General features: G+C 68.2%; 10 protein-coding genes. 6 read left to right on the top strand and 4 right to left on the bottom strand.

The genetic code is table 11. The features are described from left to right. Window positions 1-497: 497 nt before the first annotated feature. The 4 genes from ABT294_RS25145 to ABT294_RS25130 form a co-directional block, all read right to left on the bottom strand. The gene (locus ABT294_RS25145) at window positions 498-1484 is read right to left on the bottom strand and encodes a glycosyltransferase family 2 protein (protein ID WP_350808701.1); all 987 of its coding nucleotides are present in this window, start codon (window positions 1482-1484) and stop codon (window positions 498-500) included. Between the two features lie 363 nt (window positions 1485-1847). Then, window positions 1848-4166 (bottom strand): DUF4082 domain-containing protein, encoded by a 2319-nt coding sequence (locus tag ABT294_RS25140; RefSeq protein WP_350808700.1) that lies wholly within the window; start codon window positions 4164-4166, stop codon window positions 1848-1850. Window positions 4167-5345: 1179 nt separating this feature from the next. Further along, window positions 5346-6518, bottom strand: coding sequence for an ice-binding family protein (locus tag ABT294_RS25135; RefSeq protein ID WP_350808699.1), 1173 nt, complete (start codon window positions 6516-6518; stop codon window positions 5346-5348). A 138-nt stretch (window positions 6519-6656) separates the two neighbouring features. Next, window positions 6657-9038 carry a hypothetical protein gene (locus ABT294_RS25130; RefSeq protein WP_350808698.1) on the bottom strand — a complete coding sequence of 794 codons (2382 nt, stop codon included), beginning with the start codon at window positions 9036-9038 and terminating at the stop codon, window positions 6657-6659. A gap of 254 nt (window positions 9039-9292) precedes the next feature. On the opposite strand from ABT294_RS25130, the gene ABT294_RS25125 reads away from it, so the two are divergent. The 6 genes from ABT294_RS25125 to ABT294_RS25100 all read left to right on the top strand — a co-directional run bounded on the left by ABT294_RS25125 (window position 9293) and on the right by ABT294_RS25100 (window position 14858). Further along, window positions 9293-9532, top strand: a complete 240-nt coding sequence (locus ABT294_RS25125) for a hypothetical protein (protein WP_350808697.1) — start codon at window positions 9293-9295, stop codon at window positions 9530-9532. 130 nt (window positions 9533-9662) lie between these two features. Then, window positions 9663-10817 (top strand): dTDP-4-amino-4,6-dideoxygalactose transaminase, encoded by a 1155-nt coding sequence (gene rffA, locus ABT294_RS25120; protein ID WP_350808696.1) that lies wholly within the window; start codon window positions 9663-9665, stop codon window positions 10815-10817. Continuing rightward, window positions 10817-11581, top strand: a complete 765-nt coding sequence (locus tag ABT294_RS25115) for a GNAT family N-acetyltransferase (protein WP_350808695.1) — start codon at window positions 10817-10819, stop codon at window positions 11579-11581. The genes rffA and ABT294_RS25115 overlap by 1 nt, the downstream gene beginning before the upstream one ends. A gap of 152 nt (window positions 11582-11733) precedes the next feature. Continuing rightward, complete coding sequence (locus ABT294_RS25110) at window positions 11734-12198, top strand: GtrA family protein (protein WP_350808694.1); 465 nt, start codon at window positions 11734-11736, stop codon at window positions 12196-12198. Between the two features lie 134 nt (window positions 12199-12332). Beyond that, window positions 12333-13400, top strand: coding sequence for a glucose-1-phosphate thymidylyltransferase (locus tag ABT294_RS25105; RefSeq protein WP_350808693.1), 1068 nt, complete (start codon window positions 12333-12335; stop codon window positions 13398-13400). Between the two features lie 198 nt (window positions 13401-13598). Next, window positions 13599-14858 carry a nucleotide sugar dehydrogenase gene (locus ABT294_RS25100; protein ID WP_350808692.1) on the top strand — a complete coding sequence of 420 codons (1260 nt, stop codon included), beginning with the start codon at window positions 13599-13601 and terminating at the stop codon, window positions 14856-14858. The last annotated feature ends 22 nt before the right edge of the window (window positions 14859-14880 follow it).

Here is a 14880-nt window from a genome sequence, read left to right as displayed (position 1 = left end):
TTCCGGAGTCGCGGAGCTTCGCGGCGGCTTCGCCGACTGCGTCTCCGGAGCCTGTATGGGCTCCGCCGTCACCTCCGGAGTCGGCGTCGATTTCGCTGCCGATTTCGGCGCGTACGACAACACCGGTACGGATCCGAGCCACCCCAGCATGACAGCCAGGACGCTCACGAAGGCGATTCGGAGCGTGCGTCGCCATAGTGACCTGAATCGCCATCCACCGTCTGCCACGTGCAATTCCTTACATTGAAAGTATCGCGTGAGACAGCGAAAGCCTGGCAATGCGAGCACCGACAGTCCGTCCGGACTCTCGGACCCGACGATCTTCTTGCCAGATTTTTATACGGATTCTCGATTGACGGAACGCCCAGGTGAGCAGGTACGCCGGAATGGCGCGCATTCGACGGCAATTCACCCCGGAAAGGCGCCTGTTTCGTGAGGGTCGGGGCCGGTCTGGGAGACCGTTCTGCGCCGGACTGCTCGATACGGAGGAAGCGAGGTCAGGAGGCGTTGTGCGCGGAGGCCGACGCTCCACTGGTCTGCCGGGGGACGTCGAACAGGGCGGGCGATCCGACGCGCTCCCGAACCACATAGGTCGGGCGTCCCATTCCACTTCCGTGAATGCGGCCGACGTACTCTCCGAGCACTCCGATCGCTATCAACTGCGCGGCCGAGAACAGCGCGACCATCGAGGCGACCGTGGTGAAGCCCGCGACGGTCGTGTCACCCGCGGCGAAGCGCCACAGGACCGCGACACCCAGCAGCAGACCGATGGCGCCGACCAGAAATCCGAGGTAACTCGCCAAACGGAGAGGGGCCGCGCTGTAGCCCAGCACCATGTTCGCCGTATGCCGGAGCAGCAGGCGGAGTGAGTAGTTGGACCGCCCGTGCTCGCGGTGGTCCATGCGCACGGGCAACGAGCCGATCCTCGTGGTGGCCCACGACAGGGCCACGTCGATGGACGCGTAGGGGCCTGACAACTCCTTGAAGCCGTCGCGAAGGCACGTCCTGAAGGCGCGGAAGGCGCTGATCTTGCGTGCGGCGCGAACTCCCAGCGTGGCCGACATGCCGGCCTTCACCGAGCGCGACGCGAGGCTGCGCAGGAACCCGTGCTCCTCCTCGAGCGGGACACCGTAGACGAGATCGAGGCGATCGCCTTCGAGGGCGGCCAGCATGAGCGGCACCTGCTCGGGGAGGTGCTGCAGGTCGTCGTCCATCGTGACGACGACGTCGAACTCCGCTTCACGGACTCCCGCGACGAGGGCGTTGTGCTGACCATAGTTGCGGGACAGGTGGATCGCGCGGACGCCGTCCGTCCGGCGGGCCAGGTCGGCGGCGGTCGCCCAGGTGTCGTCCGGGCTTCCGTCGACAACGAGAATCACCTCATACTGGACGGACATGTCACGAAGAACCGATATAAGCCTGGGCACCAGCATCGGAAGAGTCCGCGCTGACCGGTAACACGGAATGACCACCGACACCGACATTGATCCCCCGCTTGTTCGCTCGGTCTGCCGCAATCCTGCTGATCCCGCTGTCCCGATCGCACCCGGGTGTGACCGCCGTGCGACTGAAGTGACAAACAAGCCACTCGCGGCAAGCATTCACACGTGGGGCGTCACCGTTCGATTCCCGCTCTTGGCAGCCAGCGCATCACATATCTGCTGACCCGCACCACGACGACTGTTGTATATTGCCCTCTCCTCGGCCGAGCATGACCGGTCGCCGCGGAAACCATTCCCCACTCTTTGCTCGCGCTTATCTGCCACCTGGCTACCGCCCATTTATCCCAAGAACGAAGGCGCCTGGCCGCCTGAGCAGCGACCAGGCGCCTTCGGCCGGTACTGGAACTAACTGAGATCGAACATCACGTCGACCCAGTAGTTCGTCGCCTGGTAGGTGCTCGTCGGGAAGGCGTTCGTGGTGCTGTAGGTATAGACGCCGTTGCGCCCTCCGTCGCCGTCCGCCGGTGCGATGAGCACGCCGTTCGCGTACTGGGACGTGAAGTAGGGCCGCGTCACCGCGTAGCCCCCTGACGTCGTGTGATACGAGACCACGTACGTCGTGTTGGCCGACAGCGCGACAGGGCTCCCGAAGTTCACCTCCTGCCATCCGGACGCGCTCTCGCCGGTGAACACGGCACTCGCGAGCGGCGTTCCGTCGCTCGTCCACAGAGTTCCGATGTGGGTCCCGGTGTTCTGCGGCCCTTTGTAGAACCGGATACCCCGGACCGAACCGGAGGCGGTCGGCTTGAACCGCACACCGAGCACCACACCGTTGGGATCACCATGCGACGCGGCAGCCGGCGTCGCGGAGTCGTCCCAGAGGCCGGACGACGGCACGAACACCACGTCGACCCAGTAGTTCGTCGCCTGGAAGCTGCTGGTCGGGAAGGTGTTCGTGGCGCTGTAGCTGAAGACGCCGTTGCCCCCTCCGTCGCCATCGGCGAGTGCGATGAGGGGATTGTTCGTGAACTGGGACGTGAAGTAGGGCCGCGTCATCGAGTAGCCCCCTGACGTCGTGTGGTACGAGGCCACGTACGTCGTGTTGGCCGACAGCGCGACGGGGCTCCCGAAGTTCACCTGCTGCCAGCCGGACGCGATCTCGTCGGTGAACACCGCACTCGCGAGCAGCGTTCCGCCGCTCGTCCACAGACTTCCGGTGTGGGTCCCGGTGTTCTGCGGCCCCTTGTAGAACCGGATGCCCGTGACCGAACCGGTGGTGGTCGTCTTGAACCGCACACCGACCACCACGGCGTTCGGGTCGTTCTGCGACGCGACGGCCGGCGTCGTCGCGTCGTCCCAGAGGCTGGCCGAAACGGTCTGGACCAGTTGGGGGGACTTGCTCGGCGCGAAATGGATCAGAGCTTCGCCGTCGAAGGTGTCCCCGCCCAGATATACCGCTCTGGTCAGATGTTGTGCCGGTGTCAGGCTGGCGGTGGCGAAGGTGGCGACTCCCGAGCTGTTGAGCATGCTCGAGCCGATGATGTTCGCACCGTCCCTGAACACCACTTCACCCTGCGGAATGACCGATCCGGAGACCGCGCTCACTGTCGCGGTGAACGTGACCGTCTGTCCTTCCTTGGACGGGTTCGGCGACAGGGAGAGCGCTGTGGTCGTGGGAGGGTCGTTCGGCACGGTGATGCGCGTCTGCGGCGAGCCGCTGGTGCCCTGCAGGATGACGTTGTTGTTGACGGCGAAGACGCGGCCGAAGACAGCGGCTCCGGTGTTCACCGTGACGGAGCTCAGGGCCAGCACGTTCCCGCGGAAGGTGCAGAATGTCCCGAGCGTCGCCGAGCCGCTGACCTGCCAGAAGAGATTGTTCGCCTGGGCTCCGCGCAGCAGGTTGATGTTGCTCACGTTCGCCGTCGACAAGGAGGACGCCTGGAAGATGAAGACGGCGTCCGGATCTCCTTGGGCATCGAGGGTGAGCGTCCCGGTAATGGTGAATGTTCCGTTCCCGGAGTTGTAGACGCCCGGACCCCTGGTGGTGCCGCCGAGCTCTGTCGCGATGGTGGTGACAGGCGCCCGTCCTGCGACGTCGTTGTAGGCGGCGACCATGTCGGTCCTGGCGTTGCCCGCGGCGGAGTCTCCCGCATGGATGGTGCCGGTCACCGTGCCGGGCGGGAAGCCGACCACGGAGCTCCCCGGGCTGACTCCCAGATCTCCGGTGACCGTCGTGAGATTGGTGTTGGTGACCGCGGATCCGGCGAAAACCCCGAATGACGCGGCGTTGCCGAGGCTCACGGGAGGCTGGCCCGCGCGTGCGGCGTGCGCCGTTCCGGCTGCCACGCCCGTCGAAAGGCCGGCTGCCAGTGCTACTACGGCCGAGGTCCGGGCGATGATTCCCGAGAGGGTACGACGGATACGCGCTGCGCGCCGGCGCGCATGCGCGGCGACGGTGGATTGATCGGGTTTTCCCCGGTGGATTTGGGACATGTTACTCAACTCTTCGATGATCTCGCTGTGTATCCGGGGGCGGCCTCGCGGGCAACTGGTAGGCCGCGGATCGACCTGGGGCCTCCGTCTCTTCCGGCCCGCATTAGTGGAATTTATGGTAGAAATCGCGGAAATGTCAGCAGGACAGAATGTCAGCCGAGCATCGCCGCACCCCAGTAAGGCACTACGACATATGTGGACAAGGAGCCATAAAACAGGTCGAATGCGCATCCATTCGGATCATTGCGGGACCTGGATTAACATGTCACTTGAATGGACTTTACCGCCACTTGACCGAATCAACCAGCCGCGACATGTGATTTTTCTTCGCATTGCGACGCGGCTGCGGTAGGTCTTTCAGGAACCGCACCTCGAACCGGCCTCCGGAGAAGACGGTCGCCACAACCCTCGGGCCCGCGAGGTTGCGCACCCGAGGGCGGGCTTGGCCGCGGCCGAATGGCCGGCTCAGGACGCTACGGGAGCGGCGCGTCGATGGGAGTGAACCCGTTGCAGTAGGTCGTCCCCCACGCCGGGCCAGGAGGTGGAGGAGGAGCGGTGAGGATGCACTCGGTCTGCGAGAGAGCGCCGTTCGAGGTCAAGACCGTGATCAGGAGGCTGCTGAGAGGCTCAGCGGCTTCTGTCAGGGAGACGCCGACCACGCCGGTGGGATAGCCGGGCACCAGCGCGAGGCTGTGCCATGCCCCCGACGGCGGGGTCCGGGGGTCTCGGATCCAGGTGTTGCCGCCTGCGGCGTATGCGATGAAGTTCGTGTCGAAGGGTGGGAATGTCAGCGAAATGAGCGTCGAGTCGATGCTGGAAATCGTCCCCGATGCGCCCTGCGGTCCGCGGGGCCCTGCTTTCCCGCGCGGGCCCGGCACTCCAGGGGGCCCTTGTTCCCCCTGCGGGCCCTCGAAACCGCGGGGACCCTTCTCCCCGGGCAGGCCGTCTTCCCCGGGCGGGCCTTCTTTCCCGCGCGGGCCTTCTTCTCCGCGCGGCCCCTGAGGTCCACGGAGAACGCGCTTGCAGTGTTTCCTGTGACAATTCCGGCGAACAGCCAGGGAGACGTCTCTTCCATACGCCGACCCGACGACCGGGGCCGCGACCGCGCTGGCTCCCGCCGTTTCCGGATTCGGCACCCCCATTACCCCACAGGCCATCGTCAACGCGATGACCGACACACCCCTGCGTGGAATCACTTAACCCCCTCGGCGGAAATGGAATTTCCGACTTGCCGCACTTTGAATGGCGCGAGCGGGAGATACCCGATCAACAAGAGGCTGACGCCTGACCGAAGCCACGATGGGGGAAAATACGTGGCATCCCACAATCAACGGCGAGCATCAACTGACAACTCGGATATTTAGTGATCGCACGGCATTATGCTCATGTCAGGTCACCGTGACGGATGAACTATCCCTCCCGGCGGTTGAGTACCTGCTGCTGAACCACGGGTGACGTACTCGGGGCGAAGTTGACCCAGGCCTCGTTGACGGCGGTGCCGCCGTCCACGTAGACGGCGGTGATCGGGTGCACTCCCCTGGTCAGGCTCGAGGTGGTGAACGTGGCCTTGCCCGAGACGTCGAGCATGGCCGAGCCGATGACGGTGTCGCCGTCCCTGAAGAGCACCTCGTTCGTGGGGGCGAAGCCCTGGAAGTTCCCGGTCACGGTGGCGGTGAAGGTGACCGGCTCCTCTCTCCTCGACGGGTTCGGCGACGATGTCAGCGTGGTGCTGGTCGGCGGGTTGCCGGGGATCGTCACCCGCGTCGCGGGCAGGGCGGTCCTTCCGGCGAGGGTGACCGTCCTGTTCAGCGCCATGACCCGGCCGTCCACCGCCGTGCCCTCCGCCACGGTGACCGAGTTCCACGCGAGGACGGTCCCGCGGAAGGTGGAGAGCGTTCCGAGGGACGCGGAGTCTCCGACCTGCCAGACGACGTTGTCGGCCTGGGCGCCGTTGATCAGGTTGATGTTGCTGACTCTCGCCGTGGTCAGGGCGGTGTCCGCCTGGAAGATGAAGGCCGCGTCCTGATCGCCAGCGGCATCGAGCGTGAGCGTCCCGGTGATCTGGAAGGCCCCGCCCGGGGTGTCGTAGACGCCCGGCGTCAGGGTTTTGCCGCCGAGTTCGGGAGCGATGCTGGAGTTGGATACCCGCCCCGCGGCGTCGTTGTAGGCGACGACGGCGTCGTCCCGCGCCGCTCTCGCCCGCGGGTCACGGATGTGGATCTCTCCCCGCACCTGCCCCGGCGGGAAGCCGGTGATGACGTCGCCGGGGCTGATGCCGAGATTCCCGGTGATGGTGGTGAGGTCCGTGTTGTAGACCGCCGAATCGGCCAAGACCGCGCACGGGGCGGAACTGCCGAGATTCACCGGCCGCGGCGGTTGCCGTCGCCTGCTCGGCGCGACGCTGAGCGTCTGCATGGCGGGCACGGCACTGACCGTGCTCGCGCCAGGCACGGCACTGAGCGTCTGCACGCCAGGCGCGGCAGTCAACGTGCTCACGCCAGGCGCGGCGGCGCTCAGCGCGCCCACCGCGAGGACAGCGGTCACCAGCGCGGGCATCCAGGGACGGGGCGCAAGCTTGATCATGCGCACCAGTGTCGCGACCGGACCGCCCCGTACCCGCGTGGACATCCACGTTCGGCCATGTCCTTGCTGCTCTTTTGCCCGCGGATCGGTGTACCGGCTCGAACATGGCGAGCCCCCTGCGCCCTCCCGCCTGACGAGCTATCGGCGCTCCACGGCCGAACCGCCGGAGCCCGGCAGCTCGAAGACGGCGTAGTCGCCGGAGTCGAACCGGAGCTTCGCGAAGGCTCCGAGGTTGGAACCGGGCGTCACCTCGCGTTCGTCGACCAGCAGCCACCGCACGCCGTAGTCGGCGCGCAGGCGGCGGACCACCGCCGGCGAGGGCGCCCGGAAGACCACGTCGTTGGCCTCGATCCGGTCGCGGTCCCAGAACGGGAGGTTCTCCACGGCCTGGCCCGGCTGCCAGCGGTCCATGTTGGCCGCCGTGTAGCCCCAGCCCTCGACCAGCACCCGCCGCTCGCTCAGCGCGGTCGCCCAGAACTCGCGGCTGTCGCAGGGGGTCTCGTAGCCCCATCGGCAGTGCACGTTCGTGGCGATGACGTCGTCCGGGGCCGAGTGGGCCCGCAGCCACCGTCCCGCGGCGAACTCGCCCTCGGGGATGACCGGCTTGGGGATGACCGGCTTGGTCGACGCGGCTTCCTGGACGGCGGCCGTCGGGCTGCTCTGCGGGTCCGGCAGGAGGCGGGTGAACCAGGCCGCGGGCGTGCCGGCGGCCGTGACCAGGCAGATCACCAGGGCGAAGGTACGCAACCTGCTCCGCTGCGTCGCGCGCAGCACCAGGACGGCCAGGACCACCACGCCCAGCAGGGCGAGGTACGGCAGGAACAGGACGGAGTCCCCCTGGCCCGCGGTCAGGGGGACCTCGACGTCGAGGATCGCCCGGATGAGGTAGACGGCGAGCATTCCGGCGGCGGCGGCGAACACCACCGCCCTGGGCGACAGCCGCGCCCTCCGGACGATGTGCAGCAGCCCGCAGACCGCGACCATCGCCACGTACGGGCTGGGCGCCTGGAGGAAGTAGATCTGCGACAGGTGCGGGTGGCCGAACAGCAGCGCCATCCCGAGCCCGGCCACGGCCATGCCGAGCACCAGCGTCACCACGGGCCGGACGAGCAGCCGGGGCCGGCCGAGCAGCCCGAGCACGCCGCTCCACGTGATGGCTCCGCTCAGGACGCACAGCATCGTGACCCCGAGCACGGAGACCGGCTGGGCCGCGGTGTCGAGGTCGAGGCTGGTCATGTCCCGCAGCGTCACCCGTATGAGCATCAACGGATCGACCAGAAGCCCCTGCCTGACCCCGCCGAACAGCACGAACTGCGCGAAGAGCAGGCACGCCCCGGTCAGGCCGAGCGCGGCCAGCGCGCGCCGGGGCAGGCAGAAGTGCCAGGCCGCCTGCACCAGCGCGACCGCCACGAGCCCGGCCGTGAGCAGCGGCAGGTAGGTGGCCTTGGCGCCCATGACCGCGACGAGCAGGATCGCGAGCAGCGCCCAGAGGCGCCGGCTCGGCCGCTTGCCTTCGAGAAGGTCGATGAGGAGCAGCACGATCGGGGCGAAGAACAGGGCGCCGAAGGTCTGGGTGGGGCTCGCCCACGATTGCAGGGCCTTCCAGTTGAGCACCCCGGCGGCCTGGCCGACGTACAGGCTCGGCGCCGTGATGAGGAGCGTGCCCGCGACGCCCGCCAGCGCTCCGGCGCGCGAGCCCGTGATGCGGCGGCCGACCGTCCCGAGGAGGACGACGAACGCGGCGAGCATGGGCAGCATGGCCAGCCGGAAGACCAGCACCAACGGTTCCACTCCGGTGACCCAGCTGGCCGCCGCGAGGTGGGCGTAGACGAACCAGTGGTACACCAGCGGCTCGCCCGCGACCGCGGGCATCGTGGGCGGCATGTGGTTCTTCAGCTCGCCGACCAGGGCCAGGTGGAAGGGCATGTCGACGAACGACTTCCCGAGCGCCGGCCAGGTGAGGGGCTCACTCCTGAAGAAGGTGACCGCGGACCATCCGATCAGGTAGATCACGCTCGCCGCGCTGCACCACGACCACCACAGCGGCGTCCGCTTCGCGCGGACCCCGCCCTTCCAGTACCTGCGCAGCCGGGGCACCGCGAGGAAGGCCACGTAGGTGCAGACCGGCCACGCCAGGACGAACAGGGGCGCGCCGAGTGCCCGCGCGGGGATGTAGGTGAGCACCTCCAGCGCGTAGCCGAGGGTCAGGCCGAGCGCGATCTCCTCCGGCAGCGTGTGCGCCCGCCGGTACAGGACGCGTACCAGCAGCAGACCCGGCAGCGCGATGCCGAGCACGACGTAGAGGCTGAACAGAGCCAGGTCGGCGACGGGCACGTGGTAGAACCCGAGCGCGGCCCCGGCGCAGGCGACCACAGCCGTCGCCGGCAGCCAGACGGAGACGCGCCTCAGGAGCCCGCGCGGAGCTGTGTGCCCGCCCCGGGGCGGTGGTCCGCCCGCTCCTGGCTCCCGCACGGGCGCGGCGAGAGGGGCGGAACGCGGAAAAGATGGAGCTTCGGCCATGGGCGCAAGCCTGACGACACGCGCGCCTCTGGTAGGGGTAAACGCCAAGGTCAGGCGATGTCCTTGCCAGTCCTTTGAGGGTGCTTCAGTATCCCGCCGGCCGGTCGCGACATTTCCGGCTTGTCAGGAGCACGGCCGTTCGCGTCCCGGCGAAAGAGGGCGATCGCCTCGGGGCGTCCAAGAAGAAGGCAAGAAACGCTCGGACGCGAGGGTGCCGGAGCGACTCGGCCGCTCGCGTCGCCAAGCTTGCCGCCATGGACAAGATCTCGTCTGCCAACGGCTCCGCGCTGAGCCGGCTCGTGGTGATGGACATGGCCGCGCCCGGCGGGCCCACGCCCGTCCGGCCCCCAGCCCCACGCCGGGCGCGTCGGTCGCGGGCCGTGTTCGTGGCGACCAGGCGACGGCTGCTGTCGCCTCCCGCGTTGCTCGCGCTGGGGATGGCGGCGGTCTGCCTCCTCATCACGCACTTCGTCCTGTTCGGCCGGGTCTGGTGAGAGCTGGTCGCGGCCCTGTCGCCCCTCCTGTGCTCCCGCGAACCGGCGCCAGGTAAGACTTGGATAATCGCTCAACAAGCTGCCCGGCACGACGCCCGCCGGTCGGGCCGGTTCGTTGTTCACTGCGTCCGTGACCGTAAGCGATCAGACGGCGATCCCCTTCAACCGGACGCACGTCTCGGACAACGAGCTCGACTACCTCACGCAGGCCGTGCGCCAGGGGAACACCTGCGGCGACGGGCCCTTCACCCGGCGGGCCACCCAGCTCATCGGCGAGATCACCGGCGCCCGGCAGGTGCTGCTGACCACCTCCTGCACGCACGCGCTGGAGATGTCGGCGATCCTGCTCGACCTGGAGCCCGGCGACGAAGTGATCGTGCCGTCGTTCACCTTCATGTCGACGGCCAACGCGTACGCGCTGCGCGGGGCCGTCCCGGTGTTCGTCGACTGCCGGCCGGACACGCTCAACCTGGACGAGCGGCTGGTCGAAGCGGCGATCACCGATCGCACGCGGGCCATCGTGGTGGTCCACTACGCGGGCGTCGGCTGCGCGATGGACGCGCTCTGCGCCCTCGCCGAGCGCCACGGGCTGGCGATCGTCGAGGACAACGCCCACGGCCTGGGCGGCTCCTACCGAGACCGCCCGCTCGGCTCGTTCGGCCGCATGGCCACGCAGAGCTTCCACGAGACGAAGAACGTGCAGTGCGGGGAGGGCGGCGCGCTCCTCCTGAACGACGCCGACCTCGCCGAACGCGCCGAGATCATCAGGGAGAAGGGCACCGACCGCGGCCGGTTCTTCCGCGGCCAGGTCGACAAGTACCGGTGGGTGGACATCGGGTCGAGCTACCTGCCGTCGGACGTGCTCGCCGCGCAGCTCACGTCCCAGCTGGAGTCGTTCGACAAGATCCAGCTCCGGCGGCTGTCCGTCTGGGACGCCTACCACGCGGAGCTGGCCGACTGGGCGGCGGGTAACGGGATCTCCCAGCCGACCGTCCCCACCGGGTGCGCGCACCCGGCGCACCTGTACTACCTGCTCCTCCCCGATCTGGACAACCGCCAGGCCTTCATCGCGCACCTGGCCGCCCAGGGAGTGCGGGCGGCCTTCCACTACCAGCCGCTGCACACCTCGCCCGCGGGCGAGCGGTACGGGCGGCCGGCCCCCGGCGGCTGCCCGGTGACCGAGCAGATCGCCGACCGGCTCGTGCGGCTGCCGCTCTTCGCCGACCTGGACGAGGCCCGCCTGGCCCGGGTGATCGACGCGGTCCGCTCCTACGAGGTGCGCTGATGGCCTGGCAGGACGTGATCGAGGCGACAGCCCTGCGCGCCTGGGAGTCCCGGGTCGAGTCGGAGCGGTTCGGCTGCTCGGTGGAGCGGCTCACGGCCGGGTCCGCATCGCCGTTCCCCGCCGTGCGCGAGGCCGTCCTGGGCTCGGACGCGGACGTCATCGTGCTGCGCTACCCGGCCGAGCACGTCGGCTGGTTCGCCCAGCTGACCGCTCTGGGACGGACCGCCGTGTTCGCGGACTCCCTGGTGTACTGGCGGCTGCGCGCCGGGCAGGGCCGCGCCCCCGAAGGGGCGCCGGACCTGCTGCCGGTGGAGCCGGCGGCCGCCTCCGTCGGGGAGCTGATCTCCGAGATCTTCACCGCGTACGGGAACCACTACCTGGCCAACCCCCTGTTCGACCCCGCCGACGCGGTCGCCGGCTACCAGGAGTGGGCGCTCAGCTCGGCAGCCGAGGGCGGCTGCCTCGCGCTGTGGGATCGGAGCACGGAGGCGCTCGTCGCGCTGGCCACCCTGGAGGAGGGCGAGGCCAGGACGGAGATCCTGCTCGCCGGCGTCGTCCCCGGGCGGCAGGGGCGCGGGCTGTACGCGCACCTGCTGAAGGCCGTCGAGGACCGCACGCTGACACGCGGCTCGGCGGACGTCGTCATCTCCACCCAGGGGCACAACACGCGTGTGCAACGGGCCTGGGCGCGGTACGGGTTCGAGCCCACGCAGACGGTTCTCACCGTGCACCTGATTCGGAGCGCGCTGCTGCCAGGGCACTGAGGCCAATTCGCGCACGGTCGTGCTGCCGTGGGTGCGGACCCGCGAGCAGGAATTACCACCGACACGACCTCGGTGTCGCAATCCATCCAGCATGAGATGGTTACAATCATGCTTTCCCGCACCGCCCGATAACGATCCGGAGTGCCGGCGACATGGTCGAAGTGGAAAGTCGAGCCACGTACGAGGATAAATCGCATTTCGGATGGCGGGCGTTGCTCCCGGTTCTTGACGCGCACCGCGTCATCTACCTGATGGCCGGCGCCATGACCGCGGCGATCCATTGCGGCCTCCTCGGCCTGGCATTGCACGCCGCCCAGGGGGCCATCCCTTATCTCGTCCTTGTCGTGGTCAGTCATTTCGGCACCGTGGTCCTGGTGTATCCGTGGTACCGGCTGGTGGTGTTCCGCGGCTCCAAGGAGTCCTGGGTCACCGGCTACCTGCGGTTCTACCTGGTCGGGCTGAGCTTCCTGTTCGCGTCTCTGATCGGACTGCCGATTCTGGTGGAGGTCGTCGGGCTTCCCGTCCTGGTCGCCCAGGGCCTGATAGTCGTCATAAGTCCACCAATCACCTATCTGATACACCGAAATTGGACGTTTCGCGCTCACGGAAACGTCTAGTCCGGGACAACGGGCCGTACGCGCTTCGGCAAGAGGCGGCATCGCGAAGTTCCGCCGAATCGCGCCCCGCATAAACTCCTGCGGACAGGTGGCCGGCTCGGCCACGTCCGGTCCGCGGAAGGACTCACAAAGCGATGAAGGCGCTCGTTCTGGCGGGTGGCAAGGGGACGAGGCTGCGCCCGCTCACCCATACTTCGGCGAAACAACTGGTGCCCGTGGCCAACAAACCCGTTCTCTTCTACGGGCTGGAGGCGCTGCGCGACGCGGGCGTCACCGAGGTCGGCCTGATCGTCGGCGACACGGGCGCCGAGTTCCGCGAGGCGGTCGGCGACGGCTCCGCGTTCGGCCTGCGGATCACCTACATCCACCAGCAGGCCCCGCTCGGCCTGGCTCACTGCGTCCTGATCGCCAGGGAGTTCCTCGCCGACGAGCCCTTCATCATGTACCTCGGCGACAACTTCCTGGTGGGCGGCATCACCGGCCTGGTCGACGCCTTCCGCGCGGCCGACTGCGACGCCCAGATCCTGCTCACCAAGGTCGCGGAGCCGCAGTTCTACGGGGTCGCCGAGCTCGGCCCGGAGGGCGAGATCATCGGGCTGGAGGAGAAGCCCGAGCATCCGCGCAGCGATCTGGCCATCGTCGGGGTCTACATCTTCTCCCCCGCCATCCACCGGGCCGTCCGGGCCATCACTCCGTCGGCCCGGGGCGAGCTGGAGATCACCGACGCCATCACGTGGCTCATCGACCACGGCTCCCGGATCCACTCCCATCTCGTCAGCGGCTACTGGAAGGACACCGGGCGGCTGCAGGACATGCTGGAATGCAATCGGATCGTCCTCGAACAGGTCGAGCCGGACGTCAGGGGAACCGTTGACCGCCTGAGCGACGTCACCGGGCGGGTCGTCATCGAACCAGGCGCAGTGGTGGAGAACTCGGTCCTGCGCGGGCCCATCGTGATCGGCGCCGACTCCAAGATCATTTCCTCCTATGTCGGCCCGTTCACCTCGATCGGGGCGAACTGCGAAGTGGAGGACGCCGAGATCGAGTACTCGATCGTGCTCGACAGCTCGTCCGTGCGCGGGGTGTCGCGCATCGCGCACTCGCTGATCGGGCGCAACGTCGAGGTGAGCCGGGCGACGGGCCTGCCGAACACCCACGAGCTCATGGTGGGCGACCACAGCAGGATCCAGGTGCGGGCCTGAGACGGGCCGCCGCTCGCCGCCCTCGGAAAGGGGCCGCTGAACGGGCCCCGTGGTCAACGAGTGGTGAAAGCAGGAAAAGGTCCGGTGTCAGACTAATGGCCATCTATTTGTGGATCTTTCTCGTGTCCTCCTCGGGAATACATCGCCCGGCTCCTACAGTCGGGTCGTGTCTCATCTCGATGTAACGGGGGTCCTGACATGGGAGAGAAACTGGTGGTCGTCGGGCAGGGCTACGTAGGCCTGCCCCTGGCGATGCAGGCGGTCGAGGCCGGGTTCGAGGTCGTGGGGATCGACGTGGACCCGTGGCGGGTCAAGCGGCTCAACGCCGGCGAGTCCTACGTCGAGGACATCAGCGACGACCAGCTGACCGCCGCCCAGCAGAGCGGCCGCTACCTCGCCAGCGCCGACTACACCGACGCCGAGAACTTCGACATCTGCGTGATCACCGTACCGACGCCGCTGGCCGAGGGCGCCCCCGACCTCCGTTACATCGCCTCGGCCGGCCAGTCCATCGCCCCCTTCGTCCGGCCCGGCGCCACCGTGATCCTGGAGTCCACCACCTATCCGGGAACCACCGAGGAGTACCTGCTGCCCCTGCTGGAGGAGGGCTCGGGGCTGCGCGCGCCCGAGGACTTCCACCTCGGCTACAGCCCCGAGCGGATCGACCCGGGCAACACGCGGTGGCGGCTGGAGAACACGCCCAAGGTCGTGTCCGGCATCGACGAGACCTCGCTGAAGAGCGTCCAGAACTTCTACGGGCGGGTCGTGCGGGAGGTCGTCCCCGTCTCCTCGCTCCAGGTGGCCGAGCTGTGCAAGCTGCTGGAGAACACCTTCAGGCACGTCAACATCGCGCTGGTCAACGAGCTGGCCGTGTTCGCCGGGCAGCTCGGGATCGACGTGTGGGAGGCCATCGACGCCGCCTCCACCAAGCCGTTCGGCTACATGCGCTTCACTCCCGGCCCCGGCGTCGGCGGGCACTGCCTGCCGATCGACCCGTCGTACCTGTCGTGGAAGGTCAAGCGGAGCCTCGGCCACAACTTCCGGTTCGTCGAGCTGGCCAACGACATCAACGACCACATGCCCGACCACGTCGTCCACCGGCTCACCCTCGCGCTCAACCAGCGCCGCAAGCCCATCAACGGCAGCCGCGTGCTCGTGCTCGGGCTCGCCTACAAGAAGAACGCCGGAGACTGCCGCGAGTCCCCCGCGATCGAGGTGGCCAGGGCCCTGAGCAAGCTGGGCGCGCACGTGCGGGCCGCCGACCCGCACGTCAACGACTTCCACCTGCCGTCGTGCGTCGAGCTCGTCGAGGCCGGCCGCGCCGAACTCGCCCACGCCGACGCCGTGGTGGTGCTCACCGACCACGACTGCTTCGACTACGAACTGGTCGAGCAGGCCAGCGCCTTCGTCTTCGACACCCGCAACCGTTGCCGGGGCGCCAACGTCGAACGGCTCTGAGGGGCGGCTCTGACGAGCCGCG

The organism is Nonomuraea sp. NPDC000554 (genome assembly GCF_040300065.1).
In the GTDB taxonomy this organism is placed as follows: Bacteria; Actinomycetota; Actinomycetes; order Streptosporangiales; family Streptosporangiaceae; genus Nonomuraea.
The sequence above is the reverse complement of the archived record's forward strand: the minus strand, read 5'-3'. Positions and strand labels throughout refer to the sequence as shown.